Source organism: Sinorhizobium terangae (assembly GCF_029714365.1).
Taxonomy (GTDB): Bacteria; Pseudomonadota; Alphaproteobacteria; order Rhizobiales; family Rhizobiaceae; genus Sinorhizobium; species Sinorhizobium terangae.
In genome coordinates this window covers 1,918,219-1,930,675 of the sequence record NZ_CP121659.1, presented here as the reverse complement: position 1 = coordinate 1,930,675, position 12,457 = coordinate 1,918,219, and the positions used below count along the sequence as shown (strand labels likewise).

The 12,457-nt window shown below is 61.1% G+C and carries 15 protein-coding genes; 9 read left to right on the top strand and 6 right to left on the bottom strand.

The genetic code is table 11. The features are described 5' to 3' along the window. Nucleotides 1-102: 102 nt before the first annotated feature. Complete coding sequence (locus QA637_RS09215) at nucleotides 103-699, top strand: TetR/AcrR family transcriptional regulator (protein WP_153442823.1); 597 nt, start codon at nucleotides 103-105, stop codon at nucleotides 697-699. Between the two features lie 559 nt (nucleotides 700-1,258). On the opposite strand, the gene QA637_RS09210 is transcribed toward QA637_RS09215, so the two are convergent. The 4 genes from QA637_RS09210 to QA637_RS09195 form a co-directional block, all read right to left on the bottom strand. Then, on the bottom strand, nucleotides 1,259-2,452 hold the full coding sequence (locus QA637_RS09210; RefSeq protein ID WP_283064808.1) for an IS91 family transposase: 1,194 nt from the start codon (nucleotides 2,450-2,452) through the stop codon (nucleotides 1,259-1,261). A gap of 13 nt (nucleotides 2,453-2,465) precedes the next feature. Next, a complete protein-coding gene (locus QA637_RS09205) occupies nucleotides 2,466-3,353 on the bottom strand; it encodes a tyrosine-type recombinase/integrase (protein WP_153437046.1) in 888 nt (295 codons plus the stop codon). A gap of 221 nt (nucleotides 3,354-3,574) precedes the next feature. Further along, nucleotides 3,575-4,042, bottom strand: a complete 468-nt coding sequence (locus QA637_RS09200; protein ID WP_153439229.1) for a group III truncated hemoglobin — start codon at nucleotides 4,040-4,042, stop codon at nucleotides 3,575-3,577. A gap of 267 nt (nucleotides 4,043-4,309) precedes the next feature. Further along, nucleotides 4,310-4,588, bottom strand: coding sequence for a hypothetical protein (locus tag QA637_RS09195; RefSeq protein ID WP_153439227.1), 279 nt, complete (start codon nucleotides 4,586-4,588; stop codon nucleotides 4,310-4,312). A gap of 444 nt (nucleotides 4,589-5,032) precedes the next feature. Here QA637_RS09195 and QA637_RS09190 point away from each other — a divergent pair, with 444 nt between their 5' ends. The 3 genes from QA637_RS09190 to QA637_RS09180 all read left to right on the top strand — a co-directional run bounded on the left by QA637_RS09190 (nucleotide 5,033) and on the right by QA637_RS09180 (nucleotide 6,371). Then, a complete protein-coding gene (locus tag QA637_RS09190) occupies nucleotides 5,033-5,224 on the top strand; it encodes a DUF6494 family protein (RefSeq protein WP_153439226.1) in 192 nt (63 codons plus the stop codon). Between the two features lie 65 nt (nucleotides 5,225-5,289). After that, entirely contained in the window at nucleotides 5,290-6,015 is a 726-nt protein-coding gene (locus QA637_RS09185; protein ID WP_153439224.1) for an SAM hydrolase/SAM-dependent halogenase family protein, read from the top strand. Between the two features lie 14 nt (nucleotides 6,016-6,029). Then, complete coding sequence (locus QA637_RS09180; RefSeq protein WP_153439221.1) at nucleotides 6,030-6,371, top strand: 4a-hydroxytetrahydrobiopterin dehydratase; 342 nt, start codon at nucleotides 6,030-6,032, stop codon at nucleotides 6,369-6,371. A gap of 214 nt (nucleotides 6,372-6,585) precedes the next feature. Here the strand turns inward: QA637_RS09180 and QA637_RS09175 are convergent, their stop codons facing one another. Both QA637_RS09175 and QA637_RS09170 read right to left on the bottom strand, forming a co-directional pair. Next, complete coding sequence (locus QA637_RS09175) at nucleotides 6,586-6,852, bottom strand: DUF2277 domain-containing protein (RefSeq protein ID WP_153439220.1); 267 nt, start codon at nucleotides 6,850-6,852, stop codon at nucleotides 6,586-6,588. 61 nt (nucleotides 6,853-6,913) lie between these two features. Further along, on the bottom strand, nucleotides 6,914-7,777 hold the full coding sequence (locus QA637_RS09170) for a cycloisomerase (protein ID WP_153439218.1): 864 nt from the start codon (nucleotides 7,775-7,777) through the stop codon (nucleotides 6,914-6,916). Nucleotides 7,778-8,175: 398 nt separating this feature from the next. Between QA637_RS09170 and QA637_RS09165 the strand changes: the two genes are divergently transcribed. The 5 genes from QA637_RS09165 to QA637_RS09145 all read left to right on the top strand — a co-directional run bounded on the left by QA637_RS09165 (nucleotide 8,176) and on the right by QA637_RS09145 (nucleotide 12,375). Then, the gene (locus QA637_RS09165) at nucleotides 8,176-8,664 is read left to right on the top strand and encodes a GNAT family N-acetyltransferase (protein ID WP_283064804.1); all 489 of its coding nucleotides are present in this window, start codon (nucleotides 8,176-8,178) and stop codon (nucleotides 8,662-8,664) included. Nucleotides 8,665-8,918: 254 nt separating this feature from the next. Further along, nucleotides 8,919-9,440, top strand: coding sequence for a hypothetical protein (locus tag QA637_RS09160; protein WP_184109050.1), 522 nt, complete (start codon nucleotides 8,919-8,921; stop codon nucleotides 9,438-9,440). A 260-nt stretch (nucleotides 9,441-9,700) separates the two neighbouring features. After that, nucleotides 9,701-10,174: a VOC family protein gene (locus tag QA637_RS09155; RefSeq protein ID WP_153439214.1), complete on the top strand. Its 474-nt coding sequence runs from the start codon at nucleotides 9,701-9,703 to the stop codon at nucleotides 10,172-10,174. Between the two features lie 261 nt (nucleotides 10,175-10,435). After that, entirely contained in the window at nucleotides 10,436-12,127 is a 1,692-nt protein-coding gene (locus tag QA637_RS09150) for an adenylate/guanylate cyclase domain-containing protein (protein WP_167528218.1), read from the top strand. Next, nucleotides 12,124-12,375, top strand: coding sequence for a hypothetical protein (locus tag QA637_RS09145; RefSeq protein WP_283064803.1), 252 nt, complete (start codon nucleotides 12,124-12,126; stop codon nucleotides 12,373-12,375). The genes QA637_RS09150 and QA637_RS09145 overlap by 4 nt, the downstream gene beginning before the upstream one ends. Nucleotides 12,376-12,457 lie beyond the last annotated feature (82 nt).

Sequence of the window (12,457 nt, the reverse complement as noted above, 5' to 3'; positions counted from 1 at the left end):
ACCCGTTCCATCGTCGTCCTCCCATCGAATATTCGCTTGCGTTGATCATTGAAGGCCGCGTGCCCGCTGATGTAAATTCACTAGCGAGTATACTTACCGGCGATGGCGGCGCGCCCCATGCCCAGAGCGTCCGAGGAGACCAGGTCCGAAATCCTGCAGGCGGCTTACAAGCTGTTTCGCCGCCGCGGTTTTTTCCGCGTCGGCATGGATCAGATCGCGGATGCCGCGGGCGTCACCAAGCGCACGCTCTACTATCACTTCGACAGCAAGGACGCGCTGCTGACCGCGGTGCTCGCCTCGCAGCACGAGCGCAGCTTCGCCGACTTCCAGAATTACGGCATCGACCTGTCGGGCGGCGCGGACGCGCTGATCGACAAGCTGTTCGAAGGCTTGGTCAAGTGGTCTTCCAAGCCACGCTGGGCGGGCTCCGGCTTCACCCGGCTGGCCATCGAACTCGCCGATCTGTCCGGCCACCCCGCGCGCTCGATAGCGCGTGAGCACAAGGCCCTGTTGGAGCAGCATTTGGAAACGCTTCTCGCCGAAGCGAACGTGCCGTCGCCGAAGGAGCGGGCGCGCGAGCTGTTCCTGCTGATCGAAGGGGCGATGGTCATGATCCTGATCCACGGGGACCGTGGCTACTGCATCGCCGCGGCGGACGCGGCGAAGCGGCTGATCAGCCTGGGTCCCTCGCCCCGGTGAAACGAGGGATGCGCGCGGAGCACGTCCGGCCTATGTCCGGCTTGCTCGTTGTTATAGTCGCGGCCGATGCACTCCTCGGCTGCTGCCAGGTTTTGAAACAAGTCGGTGTAAAACAGACGGACGAGAGATTTTGCGGCATTCGGTGTTATAGCGGTCTCGCCAGGGCAGGCTTTTCTCCACATTGAGCAGCTTATCACAGCATACTTGCAACGACTGCTTTCCTGAAGGTTTTTCGATGCGGGCCGCAGCGCGACGTTTGCCGCTGGCGTTGGGCGGCCCGCGTTGACAAACCTTGGAAGGAGGAAGCCGCGGAGGCTGGGTGGGACCTATGGGGAAAGCGCGGGGCCGCGGGCGTCTGTTGTGGACTTCGGCGCTGCCGACAGACGCAAAGGCGCCGACCCGAGGGTGTGGGAGGCGATGATCGGAAGCAGATCTGGCGGTCTCGTTGGTGCCGATTTCGACGCTTTTGCGATGCTCAGTGTTATTGGGCGCAAAGCGATCCGATCCCGGAATGCAGAGTGTTTTCGGGTCGGCTTTGGCCAATGTGACGGGCACCTTGTCATGCGGCCTGCTTTCTCGGTGGCGCCCGGGCTCTGGGTTTCTGACCGCGTCGGAAGATCTCGATGATGCGCATCGGGCCACCGCACTCGGGGCATGGCTGTCTCAGAGTGAGCGGGATCGTCTCAGCGCTTGGCGGATCATTGTGTTTGGCCGTTTCCGCTCCGAGCAGAGCGCGGATCTTTGCGACCTTGGTCTTGCGGCCCGCACTGGCGAGCAGGCCGTAATGGCGGATGCGGTGGAAACCGTCGGGCAGCACATGGAGCAGGAAGCGGCGGATGAACTCGTCGGTGGCCAGCCGCATCACCTTCTGACGGTCGCCGGTCTTGATCCGGTAGTCCTTCCAGCGGAAGGTGACGGTCTCGGCATCGGCGCTGATCAGACGGCTGTTGGAGATCGCCACCCGGTGGGTATAGCGGCTGAGATAGGCGAGCACCGCTTCGGGACCGCCGAACGGCGGCTTGGCATAGACGACCCATTCTGATTTGCGCAAAGGGGCCAGCCAGGCGGCGAACGCGTCAGCCTCTGCGAGAGCTGTCAGATCAGCGTAGAACCTCAGATCGCCGGCGCAATGCAGTGCCCGCAGCCCTGCGATAAACAACCGCCGGAACAGTCGCGACAGAACCCGCACCGGCAGGAAGAACCCGGGGCGGCATGAGATCCACCGCGTGCCATCCGGCGACAGCCCGCCGCCGGGCACGATGATGTGCACATGCGGGTGATGGATCAGCGCCGATCCCCAGGTGTGTAGCACGCTGGTCATGCCAATGTGCGCGCCAAGCTGCCGGGGATCGGCGGCGATAGTGCTCAGCGTCTCGGCCGATACCCGAAACAGCAGGTCGTAGACAGCTTTCTTGTTCCAGTAAGCGATCTGCGCGATCTCGGCCGGCAGGGTGAAGACCACGTGGAAATACTCGACCGACAGCAGGTCTTCGGCGCGGGCGGCCATCCAGTCGCGCGCCGCGGGGCCCTGGCACTTCGGACAGTGCCGGTTCTTGCAGGAATTATAGGCGATGTGGTTATGCCCGCACTTGGTGCAAGCCGCCACATGCCCGCCGAGCGCCTCGGTTCGGCAGGCTTCGATCGCCGCCATGACCTTGAGCTGGGTCAGGCTGACATGCCCGGCATTGGCTCGCCGCCACGCAGGCCCATAGGCTCGGAAGATGTCAGCGATCTCCAGCTTTTGCCGGGGCACCCCGGCGCGCGCTTCATTCCAGCCGACGCCTCAGGGTGAGATCCTCCAACTGCTTCAGGCGCTCGAACGGGCTGATGGTGTCGCGGATCAACTTGGTGGCGACGTGGGTGTAGCGGGCGGTGCTGCTCAGCTTGGCATGGCCGAGCAGAACCTGGATCACCCGCACGTCGGTGTTCGCCTCCAGCAGATGCGTGGCGAAGCTGTGGCGCAGGGTATGCAGCGTTGCGGGCTTGGCGATGCCCGCCATGTGCTTGGCCGCGGTGAAGGCCCGGTTGAGCTGGCGCGGCGAGATCGGATTGATCTTCGGCTTGCCGGGAAACAACCATCCCCGCGGACGCGCCTCCCGCCAGTAATCGCGCAGCAGATCCAGCAAGCCCGGCGATAGCATGGCCTTGCGATCCTTGCCGCCCTTGCCTTCTTCGACGTGGATCAGCATGCGCTCGCTGTCGATGTCAGTGACCTTGAGGTGGCACACCTCCGACGCCCGCAGCCCGGCGCCATAGCTGATGCTGAGCGCCGCCCGATACTTCAGCCCGGGCCCGGGAGCCGCGGCCAGCAGGTCGGCGACCTCCTCGACGCTCAAGACGACCGGCAGCTTCTGCGGTTTGCGTTGGAACTGCATGTACCGCTTCATCTCCTCGCGCCCGCAGGTGATCCCGAAAAAGAACCTGAGCGCGATGATCCGGACATTGAATGTCGAGGGCGTCACCCCGGCATTGGTCATGTGTAGCTGGTAGGCCCGCAACTCCTCCGGCGTCGCCGTGTCGGGTGAGCGCCCCAGAAAGGCCGCGAAATCCTTGATCGCCCGGATGTGGCCTTGCTGCGCCTTGTCGCCCATCCCGCGGATGCGCATGTCCTCGATCATCCGCTCACGCAGCGCGGTGGTCTTCTCCTCTGTCATCGGACCCTCCTGTCCATCAGATTGAGAAGTCTCAATCGTCAGGCCAGGAACCCGAGACACAAAGAACCGACGTCGATCAGGAAACGCACCGCCAGCCACAAGCGCCATTGCCGCGCGAGCGGCTTAGTCCTGCCACCCAATTCGGACCTCAGCGTTCTGACGTGCAAGGTCCACCATGGGCCAGGAGCGGTCGCCGGCGTTCGTCCGGAATGAGTGCCAATTCAGGAACGGTTGAGCGCCGGGTCGTCCAGCGCCGGATTGTAGAAGAGCGAGAGCGTCAGGCTTCGCGCGATGCGCTCTGCCGCGGCCATGAACCAGGCCTTCGCGTCGTTGTTCGGGGCAATGTCGTCAAGGGTCTCGGCAAAGAGCGCCAGCCATTTCGGGAAAAGCTCCGGTGACATGTTGGCGATGCCGAGATGCGCCTGAACCGGCTTTCCGCCATAAGCACCGCTGCGGAAGGCAACCGAGGACCAGAAGCTTTTCATCTTCTCCATATGCTCCGGCCAGCGTCCCGAAAGCCTTGCGTCGAACACCGGCCCAAGCTCCGGATGTGCGAGCACCCGGCCATAAAAGGTGTCGACCAACCGACCGATGAACGCGTCATCGATCCCGAGTGCTTTCATCTCCGCTTCCGCGCGTTCGCGGATCGCTGCGGGTTGCACGGCTCGAGCTTGCAATTCGTCGTTCATTCCATCACCCACTGCATCATTCCTTAAGTCGGATAAAAACATGCGGCAATTCAAAGTGCTACAGCGTCCCTTGCGTGTCTGATAAGACGCTCGGCGCTGTAGCTCGGCCGCCCCTGCGGCCCGCGCCATATATGGCCCTTGCTCAGGCGACGCGTGTAACTAAAGCGCGTCGCGTTCAATCGGACTCATGCGACGCGCTTTAGGTCATTGCTTTATGCATGTCATTGTCCCAAAACCGCTGCACACTTTTTGGCGACATGCATTAAATCAGTGAAGCGTGGTCCGCGGCGTCCCACCTTTAAATAGCGCCAGCAGCCTGATTCCGTGCTGCAGAAGAAGCTCGGCCGCAGGCAGGTTGCTTGTCACGAGGTCGCCAGCGCAGCCGTCTATGATTCTCGCCAGGCTGATCGAGTTCGCCGCATACCGGTCGTTCCCAATTTCCTGTGCCTTCTCGGCCGTCGCTTCAAGCGCATTGGCGACGGAGGTCATCAAATCCGAGCGCTCGCGGAGCGTCATCGCATCCAGGGTCTTGGCAGATTCTCGCATGGCCGTCCCTCCGTTCGTCGGGTGGGAGTTGGTCGCGCGTAGCCGGTCAGCCGTGCGGACGCCTACCACCTTGATTCATTGATTGATTATCGGATTCCGGGAGCTCCAGAGCCGCTTCCCACGTGACAGATCGGGATTCAACACGGCTAATTCAAGGCATTGCTACAATGCGCTCCGCGCAAGACTGCGATGTTACTTCGGGAACAATTCGATGATGGGGCATGTTCTATCTTCACCATTGACAGCGCGCAGTACCTCCTCCCGCTGCGCAAGCCAATCGATCGGTTCCGCTCCTCCTCCCAAGGGGCCGATCAAGAGACCCCGACGCCTCCTCCCGGCTCGGGGTCTTTTTCTATGGCACGGCTATGGCACTGCATGACTGTTCTGCTTCCTTGACCGCTTGCCTTCCCTTACAATCCCTCCCGGATAGAGAGGAGTTCCGCCATGAGCGAAGACGCCTTCAACATGTCGCTCCGCAAGTTCCTGAAGGAAGTCGGCATCACGTCGCAGCGCAAGATCGAGGAGGCCGTGCGCGAAGGGCAGGTCGGCGGCAGGAAGCTGAAGGTCCGCATGACGCTGACGGCGGAAGGCACCGGCCTCAACCACGTGGTGGACGGCGAGATCGAACTTCCATAGGCCGGGCAAAGCGACCGTCACGCTTTACCTTGCATCCTCGCGCTTCTCTGGCGCAAGCTGGCCACATGATCGTTCTGTTTACGGATTTCGGCCTCAGCGGGCCCTATACGGGACAGATGAAGGCTGTGCTGCACCGGGAAGCGCCAGGAATTCCCGTCATCGACCTCTTCGCCGATGCACCGGCCACCAATCCGGCGGCATCGGCCTATCTTCTGGCCGCCTATGCCGTGTGGATTCCGGCCGGCACGGCCTTTCTCTGCGTCGTGGATCCGGGCGTCGGTGGCGAGCGGCCGGCCGTGGTCGTGGAGGCCGATCAGCGGTGGTATGTCGGCCCGGGCAACGGCCTGTTCGAGCTTGTCCAGCGGCGCGCCGGAAAGACGCGCTCGTGGGAGATCGACTGGAGGCCCGAACAGTTGTCGGCCAGCTTCCACGGGCGGGACCTGTTCGCGCCGGTGGCGGCGATGCTGGCGCGCGGCGAGCCGCCGCCCGGCCAGCCGCGCGACGATGTCGGCCGGCAGCCAGACTGGCCGGACGACCTTGCCGAGATCGTCTATCTTGATCACTACGGCAACGCCATGACCGGCCTCAGGGCGGCCATGCTACCGCCCGATGCGAAACTTGCGGCAGCCGGCCGAATGCTGGAGCGGGCCGGAACGTTCAGCGACCGGTTGCCGGGCAGTGTCTTCTGGTACGAGAATTCGAACGGGCTTGCCGAGATCGCGGTCAACCAGGGCCGCGCGGACCGAGAGCTTGGCCTGGCGGTCGGCAGCCCGGTCGAGATAACCTCTTGAGAAAGGAGGAACTTATGACCGAGAATATCGCTAAGAAGTCCTGCACTCCATGCCGTGGCGGCATACCGCCGCTGACCAGGGACGAAGCCGCCGGCTATCTTTCGGAAACACCGGGCTGGGATCTCCTGGACGACGGGCATCTGATCCGCCGCAAGTTCCAGTTCGACGATTTCAAGCAGGCGCTGGCCTTCGTCGACGAGGTCGGCCGGCTGGCGGAGGAGGAGGGGCATCACCCCGACGTCTGCTTCGGCTGGGGCCATGCGGAGGTCTCGCTGTGGACCCACAAGATCAAGGGCCTGCACGAGAATGATTTCATCATGGCGGCGAAGATCAACCAGTTGCCGAAGGCATCCTGATTCTCCGGTCAGGCCGTGTTGCCCAAAGCTGTGCGAAGACGCGGATCCGCAGGCCGGACGTTACCCCGGCGGCTATCTTTCTGGCCAGCCGGCGCGCGTCGCCGGGCGATCGTTGGCGTGGCTCCAGAGTGCTTCACCAGGCGCGGACACACGCCTCTGCGGATCAGTGACGCATTTAGCGCTCATGGACTTGCCGGCAACCTCAGGAATCCGGTCACGCGAACCGGGCTGCGCTTCTCGCGCGTGCCTTTTCGGCTTCTTCCTCGCGGTTGCGCGGCGCTTGCGATGTCTCCAGGGAATCGATGAGTTCGCGGGCGCATTGCGCGATTGAGCGCACCGCGCGATCGAATGCCGCTTCATTCCGTTTCGACGGTCTGGTCGTTCCGCTCAGCTTGCGCACGAACTGCAGCGCAGCATCGTGGATTTCCTCGTCCGTCGCCGGCGGATCGAAATTGGACAGGGTTCTTATGTTTCGGCACATGATTTGCTCCCGGTTATCCTCTCTGTGATGTTAGCGCCCGCAGGCTGATCTCGTCCAACGGCTATTGAGATCCAGTCCTTTGCTGGCCGAGCACCATGCGGTTGGCCGTCATGCGGTTATCTGCGTGGCTTTTGCCGCGGATGATGCCATAAAGCACACCCGGCGTCGCGCGATCCCAGGCGATGCCTTGGCCAGTGTTTTTCAATGGCACCGTCGCGATCCATTTCAGCACGGACCCGGTCTCCGGACGCTCCATCATGTAGGCCTCGGCGGCATCGTGCCCAGTCAAGTAGAGTCTACCGTCGGGTCCCCAGGATCCGCCCGAATTGCTCATGTCCCCGAATTTCTCGAGTACTTCATCCGGCAGACCCCAAGTCTCGGCAATCCGCCAGTCGCGGTCAAAGCGGACGACCTGCGCCTTATTTCCAGAGGCGATTGGACTGAAGACCCGGTTGTAGTTGGCGAATGCGCCCCACCATGAACCGTCGTGGTAATCGAGCCAGGTAAGGAAGCCGCGATCGATGCCGAGGGCATGCGTATCGACGTGCTGCATGGTTGCTGCGTTAAAGACCTCTACCGAGTTGGCCGCCGGCCATTCGGGAAAATTCGAGTGCGCCGCGTATATTTTTCCGTCAACTACGGCGGCGCTGTTGAAGTGCTTGATCGGCCCACCCTTTTGCTCTTCGAAAACCGCGACCCGCTCGCCGCTCGCCTTGTCATATTTGGCGATCATGCGGTTGTCGACGGCGTAGAGGTGTTCGGCATCCACGCCTACCCCTTGGGTCGCCTCGGGAATCGCGAATTCCCGCACCAAATCCGCCCCGATCTGTCGGCGAGGCGCCGCAACGCCCGCGATCACGATGCTGGCGGCGAGGGTGAACCCGGCCGAGAGTAGAACGATACTCGCCCGCAAGCGCGCCTCCATCTGCTCGCGTCAATTTTTTCATACCATCCTGCTACCGCATGATTTTGTCCTTAAATCGGAAAGGCTTTGGGAGCAAAGTCATGCTGCATTCGAAGTGCTGCGGCGTCTTTGCACGTCTTGTAGGTAGGCAATAGCTGCTCGAACCCGGCAGGGTCTCATGGGGGGCGAGTTTGAGAAGCGCGAGTTTTCCGTCAGTCGTCGTGAATTCCTGGTTGCCATTGCGTCACTCGGAACCGGTCTCTTGCCACAGCCCGCCGCGGCGGCTCCCGTTGTTGCCGGTGACTTTGATGGAACGGCCAGGTCCGCTCTCTCGACCTTGTGCAGCCGGTTGATATGCAACGGGCCAAAGACTGCTTCGAGCCCATACTCACCGTCGCACAATCTGCTATGGTGATCTAATGTTCGCGACCAATCCTTACGAGTTTCGCAGAGCGACCCTTGATGATCTCGCTTTACTGAACGCGTGGCGGTCGAACCCGCATGTCCTGGAATGGTGGGGTTCTGGTGAGCCGTATGGTGAAGCAGAACTGGTTGATCCTCGGGTGGCTCGCTGGATCATTTCAATCAACGAACGGCCCTTTGCGTTCTTGCAGGACTACACGGTGCACGGATGGGAAGATCACCATTTTGCCGGTCTTCCCAAAGGCTCGCGGGGAATTGATCAATTTATCGGAGACCCCGAAATGGTCGGCGTTGGACATGGTTCAGCGTTTATCGGAATGAGGATGCAGGCTCTTTTCGATGAGGGCGCACCTGTGATCGCGACCGATCCGCATCCAAACAATGCAAGGGCGATAGCCGTCTACAAGAAGTTGGGGTTCGAGCCGTCTGGACCACCTCAAGAGACCGGATGGGGCTTGATCTTGCCAATGCTGGCGAGGCGGTAAGCAGAATGGATGCGACGACCGCAATGTCCGCATTGCAATCGCTCTCATGCTGACTGCGGGCTTCCGCTCACCACCCAAGCGCATGGCGACGGCAATGTTGGCGCGCCTTTGCGATCACTTCGGCGAGAGCGGCGCGACGGCCTACGCCACGCGTGGAACTCGCGGTATAACTGCGCTGTGTCCTTGAAGCACAACCCATAGCGTGTCACAGATCTGCCGATAGGATCGCTATCGGACATGCGGTGTGTGGCTTAATGGGTGCTTCAAAAGGGGAGATGACTGGGCAGCCGCGCATTAAGCCGGCCCGGATCTTACTGTTCGTTTGGGTGCAGCTTGGTGTGCTGCCTGTATTTGCCAAGATGATCGGGTATAACTTCCTGCCATCTGTCGAATGGGTATCGAGGACAAGCATTTCAGGACTTGCGACTGGGCTGGTCTCTGCTGCCCTGCTGTTCTGGATTGCCCGGAACGGCATGGAAATCGCTCCGGGCGGCCCCTTCAGGAAGGCTATCGGGGTCATCGCCGCTCCGTTCATTGGTTACATTCTCGGAAAGAACGTCGTCATCATCGCCGCTCCGATGATTCTTGCGTTGATCGCAGGCCATCAGGTGGAGCTCCCTTTTACCGTGGCAGACGTCGACCGTAATGGCGGCCGTCGCTGCAACTCACCGCTTGATCTGCAAGGGCTGCCGCTCAGAGCATTTGCGGCGTTCCTGGCAGGCAGGGCTTGGCAGCCGGTAGCCACGTCGTGGTCATCGGCCACGGCACCAATATAGGCGTCTTCGCAGAAAGTCTGCGCCGGGTCGATTGAGGTGGACGACCGCCTTGGATCACGAACGGCCGTCGGGCTTAGTCTAGGCGACGCCGGGGGACGTGAAAGATCGACCCGTTGCAAAATTTCGCAGGGTTCCACCTTTTCCCTGTCGGAAACCGAGTGCTTCATTCGTCCTCAGGGGGTGACCGCCCTGGGGGTGGAGAAAAACGGTTGGCTGCCTATTTCGGAGGGTGGCTGCTTCAAAAGCGAAAGGAACATGTGATGTCGAAGAACACGATTTGCCTCTGGTTCGACAAGGACGCCGAGGCTGCCGCTCGCTTCTATTCAGAGGTCTTTCCCGACACCAGGGTGACTGCCGTGCACCGTGCACCGAGCGACTACCCGTCCGGCAAGGAGGGCGACGTGCTGACGGTCGAATTCACGGTTGCGGGCATTCCTTGCCTCGGCCTCAACGGCGGTCCCATGTTCAAGCATAACGAAGCCTTTTCATTCCAGATCGCCACCGACGACCAGGAGGAGACCGACCGCTACTGGAACGCCATCGTTGGCAATGGCGGGCAGGAGAGCGCGTGCGGCTGGTGCAAGGACAAGTGGGGGATTTCCTGGCAAATCACGCCGCGTGTACTGACCGAAGCGCTTGCTGCTGGCGGTGCCGAGGCTAAGCGCGCCTTTGATGCCATGATGGACATGGGGAAAATCGACGTCGCCGCGATCGAAGCGGCCCGGCGCGGCTGACGCTTCGTCGGGTCTCGCCCGCCAGAGAGGACGCTCTATTGCAAACAGAGGCGACCGCCTTGGAACAAGTGCGGTCGCCGGCGTTCGCCCGGATGCACCTGAAGCGGTCACTTTTGCAGCGCCCAGACACGCAAAGAGCGGATTTTGAATGCCTTAACTGAATTCTATGGCATGCTGCTTGATGCAATCCGTAGGAGGGCGTCTATGGACCGCAGACTGGCAGCGATCCTCGCCGCTGACGTCGTTAGCTTCAGTCGGCTCATGGAGGCCGACGAATCCACGACGCTCCGCTCGTTGGTGGCCCACCAGAGCGAGCTCTTGAACCCGAAGATTGCAGAGCACAACGGCCGGGTCGTAAAGCTCATCGGCGATGGCATTCTCGCCGAGTTTCAAAGTGTTTTGGAAGCGGTAGCCTGTGCTGTCGACATACAGCGCGCGATGATCATTCGAAATGACCCAATTCCGCCGGATCACCGCATTGAGTTCCGGATCGGCATTAATTTGGGAGACGTCATCTTGGAGAATGGCGACATCTTCGGCGACGGCGTGAACGTCGCGTCGAGGCTGGAGGGGATTGCACGGCCAGGCGGAATCGCCGTATCGGCCGCTGTGCGCGATCTTGTCCGGGAACGGCTGGACATCACCTTCGAAGACACTGGAGACCAGTACCTCAAGAACATCACGCGGCCGATCCGCGTCTATCAGCTTCATCTGGAGGCGCAGACGCCGGATGCAACCAACCTGATCGACACGCCCCTTGCCCTGCCGAAACGACCGTCGATCGCAGTGTTGCCGTTCGAAAACATGAGCGGCGATCCGCAGCAAGACTATTTTGCCGACGGCCTGGTCGAGGATCTCATCACGGAACTGGCCAAGATTCCCAGCCTCTTCGTGATCGCGCGCAACTCGAGCTATTTCTACAAAGGAAGGCCTGTTGACGTGAAGCAGGTCGCTCGGGAATTGGGCGTACGCTACGTGCTCGAAGGCAGTGTCCGACAATCCGCCAACCGAATCCGCATCACGGGACAGCTTTTGGAGGGGACGGGTGCGACGCACGTATGGGCAGATAGGCTCGAGGGCTTCGCCGAGGACTTGTTCGATCTTCAAGACCGTTTCGTGACCAGCATCGTCGGTGCGCTGGAACCGTCGATACGCCGAGCCGAAATTGAACGTGCGCTGCGAAAACGGCCGGATGCACTGGACGCATACGACCTCTATTTGAAAGCACTCCCGCACACCTATGCGAATTCGCCGGCTGAAACGCAAAAAGCGCTGCTGCTTTTGGAGGCCGCCCTGAAGCGCGACCCGAACTATGCGCTGGCACATGCCTATGCGGCGTGGTGCCATGAGCAAAGTTACTTCCGCTGTGGATTTGACGAACGGGATAAAACTCTTGCGTTGGAACACTGCAATGCCGCGCTCAACCTTGGTGTCGATGATCCGCAGGCCCTAAGCATCGCCGCCTTTGTCAAGTCCAATTTCACGCATGACTACGACGCGGCCATTATCGTTCTGGATCGGGCGCTGGAGCTCAATCACAATTCGGCCCTCGCATACGGCTTCAGTGCCCTGGTAAATGCCCATAGCGAGCGAAACGAAAGAGCCATCGAGCATGCACTGCTTGCGCTGAGGCTCAGCCCGTTCGATCCCCTGAATTATCATCCTTACTGTGCGCTAACGCTGGCCCACTGGTTCAGCGGCCGCTTCGGGGAGGCCGCCACCTATGCGGCGCTTGCTGTCGGAGCGAACCCGAACTTCAGCGTCGCCTATGCCTACTTCGCGGCGGCACAGGTCGAGTTGAACAATTTCGAGGCGGCAGGAGAGGCTGCAAAGCGCCTTGTCGAGATCGCGCCATCGTTCACGATCGGCGGCTTCACCCGAATGGGGCCTTTTCGACCCGCGTCGATACAATCGCTGGCGAACGCTCTCGGGAAGCTGCCGCTGCCTCCATGATCGGTACCATTTGCCGTCGTGAGCGCACTTCCCGCTACGCGCAAATTGCCAACATTGAGTTCGGCTGGCGGGAGAGCAGCTTTTTCTTGCTCCAGATTCGTTCCCGAAATAACCGCTTGCGGTTTACGGGCGACTGTTATCGGTCTGTTGCAACCAGCGTGCGATCGATGGGTAGGCTGTCAATCCACGAGCGCCTGTTTGCAGTGTTCGACGGCCGTTCGACAGGTTCCCCGTTCATGGTGCTCTGAATTGCGACACGATTTTTGACGACATGGATATGGCTCTACCCCCCGCGGCGCCAGGATTGGCTCAAGTCGCTGACGATGTGTT

Excerpts from the sequence above, each read along its gene's own strand:
- QA637_RS09215 (WP_153442823.1), top strand. The coding sequence starts at position 103 with ATGGCGGCGCGCCCCATGCCCAGAGCGTCCGAGGAGACCAGGTCCGAA.
- QA637_RS09170 (WP_153439218.1), bottom strand. The coding sequence starts at position 7,777 with ATGGAGGCGCGCTTGCGGGCGAGTATCGTTCTACTCTCGGCCGGGTTC.
- QA637_RS09145 (WP_283064803.1), top strand. The coding sequence starts at position 12,124 with ATGATCGGTACCATTTGCCGTCGTGAGCGCACTTCCCGCTACGCGCAA.
- QA637_RS09160 (WP_184109050.1), top strand. The coding sequence starts at position 8,919 with ATGGGTGCTTCAAAAGGGGAGATGACTGGGCAGCCGCGCATTAAGCCG.
- QA637_RS09150 (WP_167528218.1), top strand. The coding sequence starts at position 10,436 with ATGGAGGCCGACGAATCCACGACGCTCCGCTCGTTGGTGGCCCACCAG.
- QA637_RS09175 (WP_153439220.1), bottom strand. The coding sequence starts at position 6,852 with ATGTGCCGAAACATAAGAACCCTGTCCAATTTCGATCCGCCGGCGACG.
- QA637_RS09205 (WP_153437046.1), bottom strand. The coding sequence starts at position 3,353 with ATGACAGAGGAGAAGACCACCGCGCTGCGTGAGCGGATGATCGAGGAC.
- QA637_RS09180 (WP_153439221.1), top strand. The coding sequence starts at position 6,030 with ATGACCGAGAATATCGCTAAGAAGTCCTGCACTCCATGCCGTGGCGGC.
- QA637_RS09190 (WP_153439226.1), top strand. The coding sequence starts at position 5,033 with ATGAGCGAAGACGCCTTCAACATGTCGCTCCGCAAGTTCCTGAAGGAA.
- QA637_RS09200 (WP_153439229.1), bottom strand. The coding sequence starts at position 4,042 with ATGAACGACGAATTGCAAGCTCGAGCCGTGCAACCCGCAGCGATCCGC.
- QA637_RS09165 (WP_283064804.1), top strand. The coding sequence starts at position 8,176 with ATGTTCGCGACCAATCCTTACGAGTTTCGCAGAGCGACCCTTGATGAT.
- QA637_RS09155 (WP_153439214.1), top strand. The coding sequence starts at position 9,701 with ATGTCGAAGAACACGATTTGCCTCTGGTTCGACAAGGACGCCGAGGCT.
- QA637_RS09185 (WP_153439224.1), top strand. The coding sequence starts at position 5,290 with ATGATCGTTCTGTTTACGGATTTCGGCCTCAGCGGGCCCTATACGGGA.
- QA637_RS09195 (WP_153439227.1), bottom strand. The coding sequence starts at position 4,588 with ATGCGAGAATCTGCCAAGACCCTGGATGCGATGACGCTCCGCGAGCGC.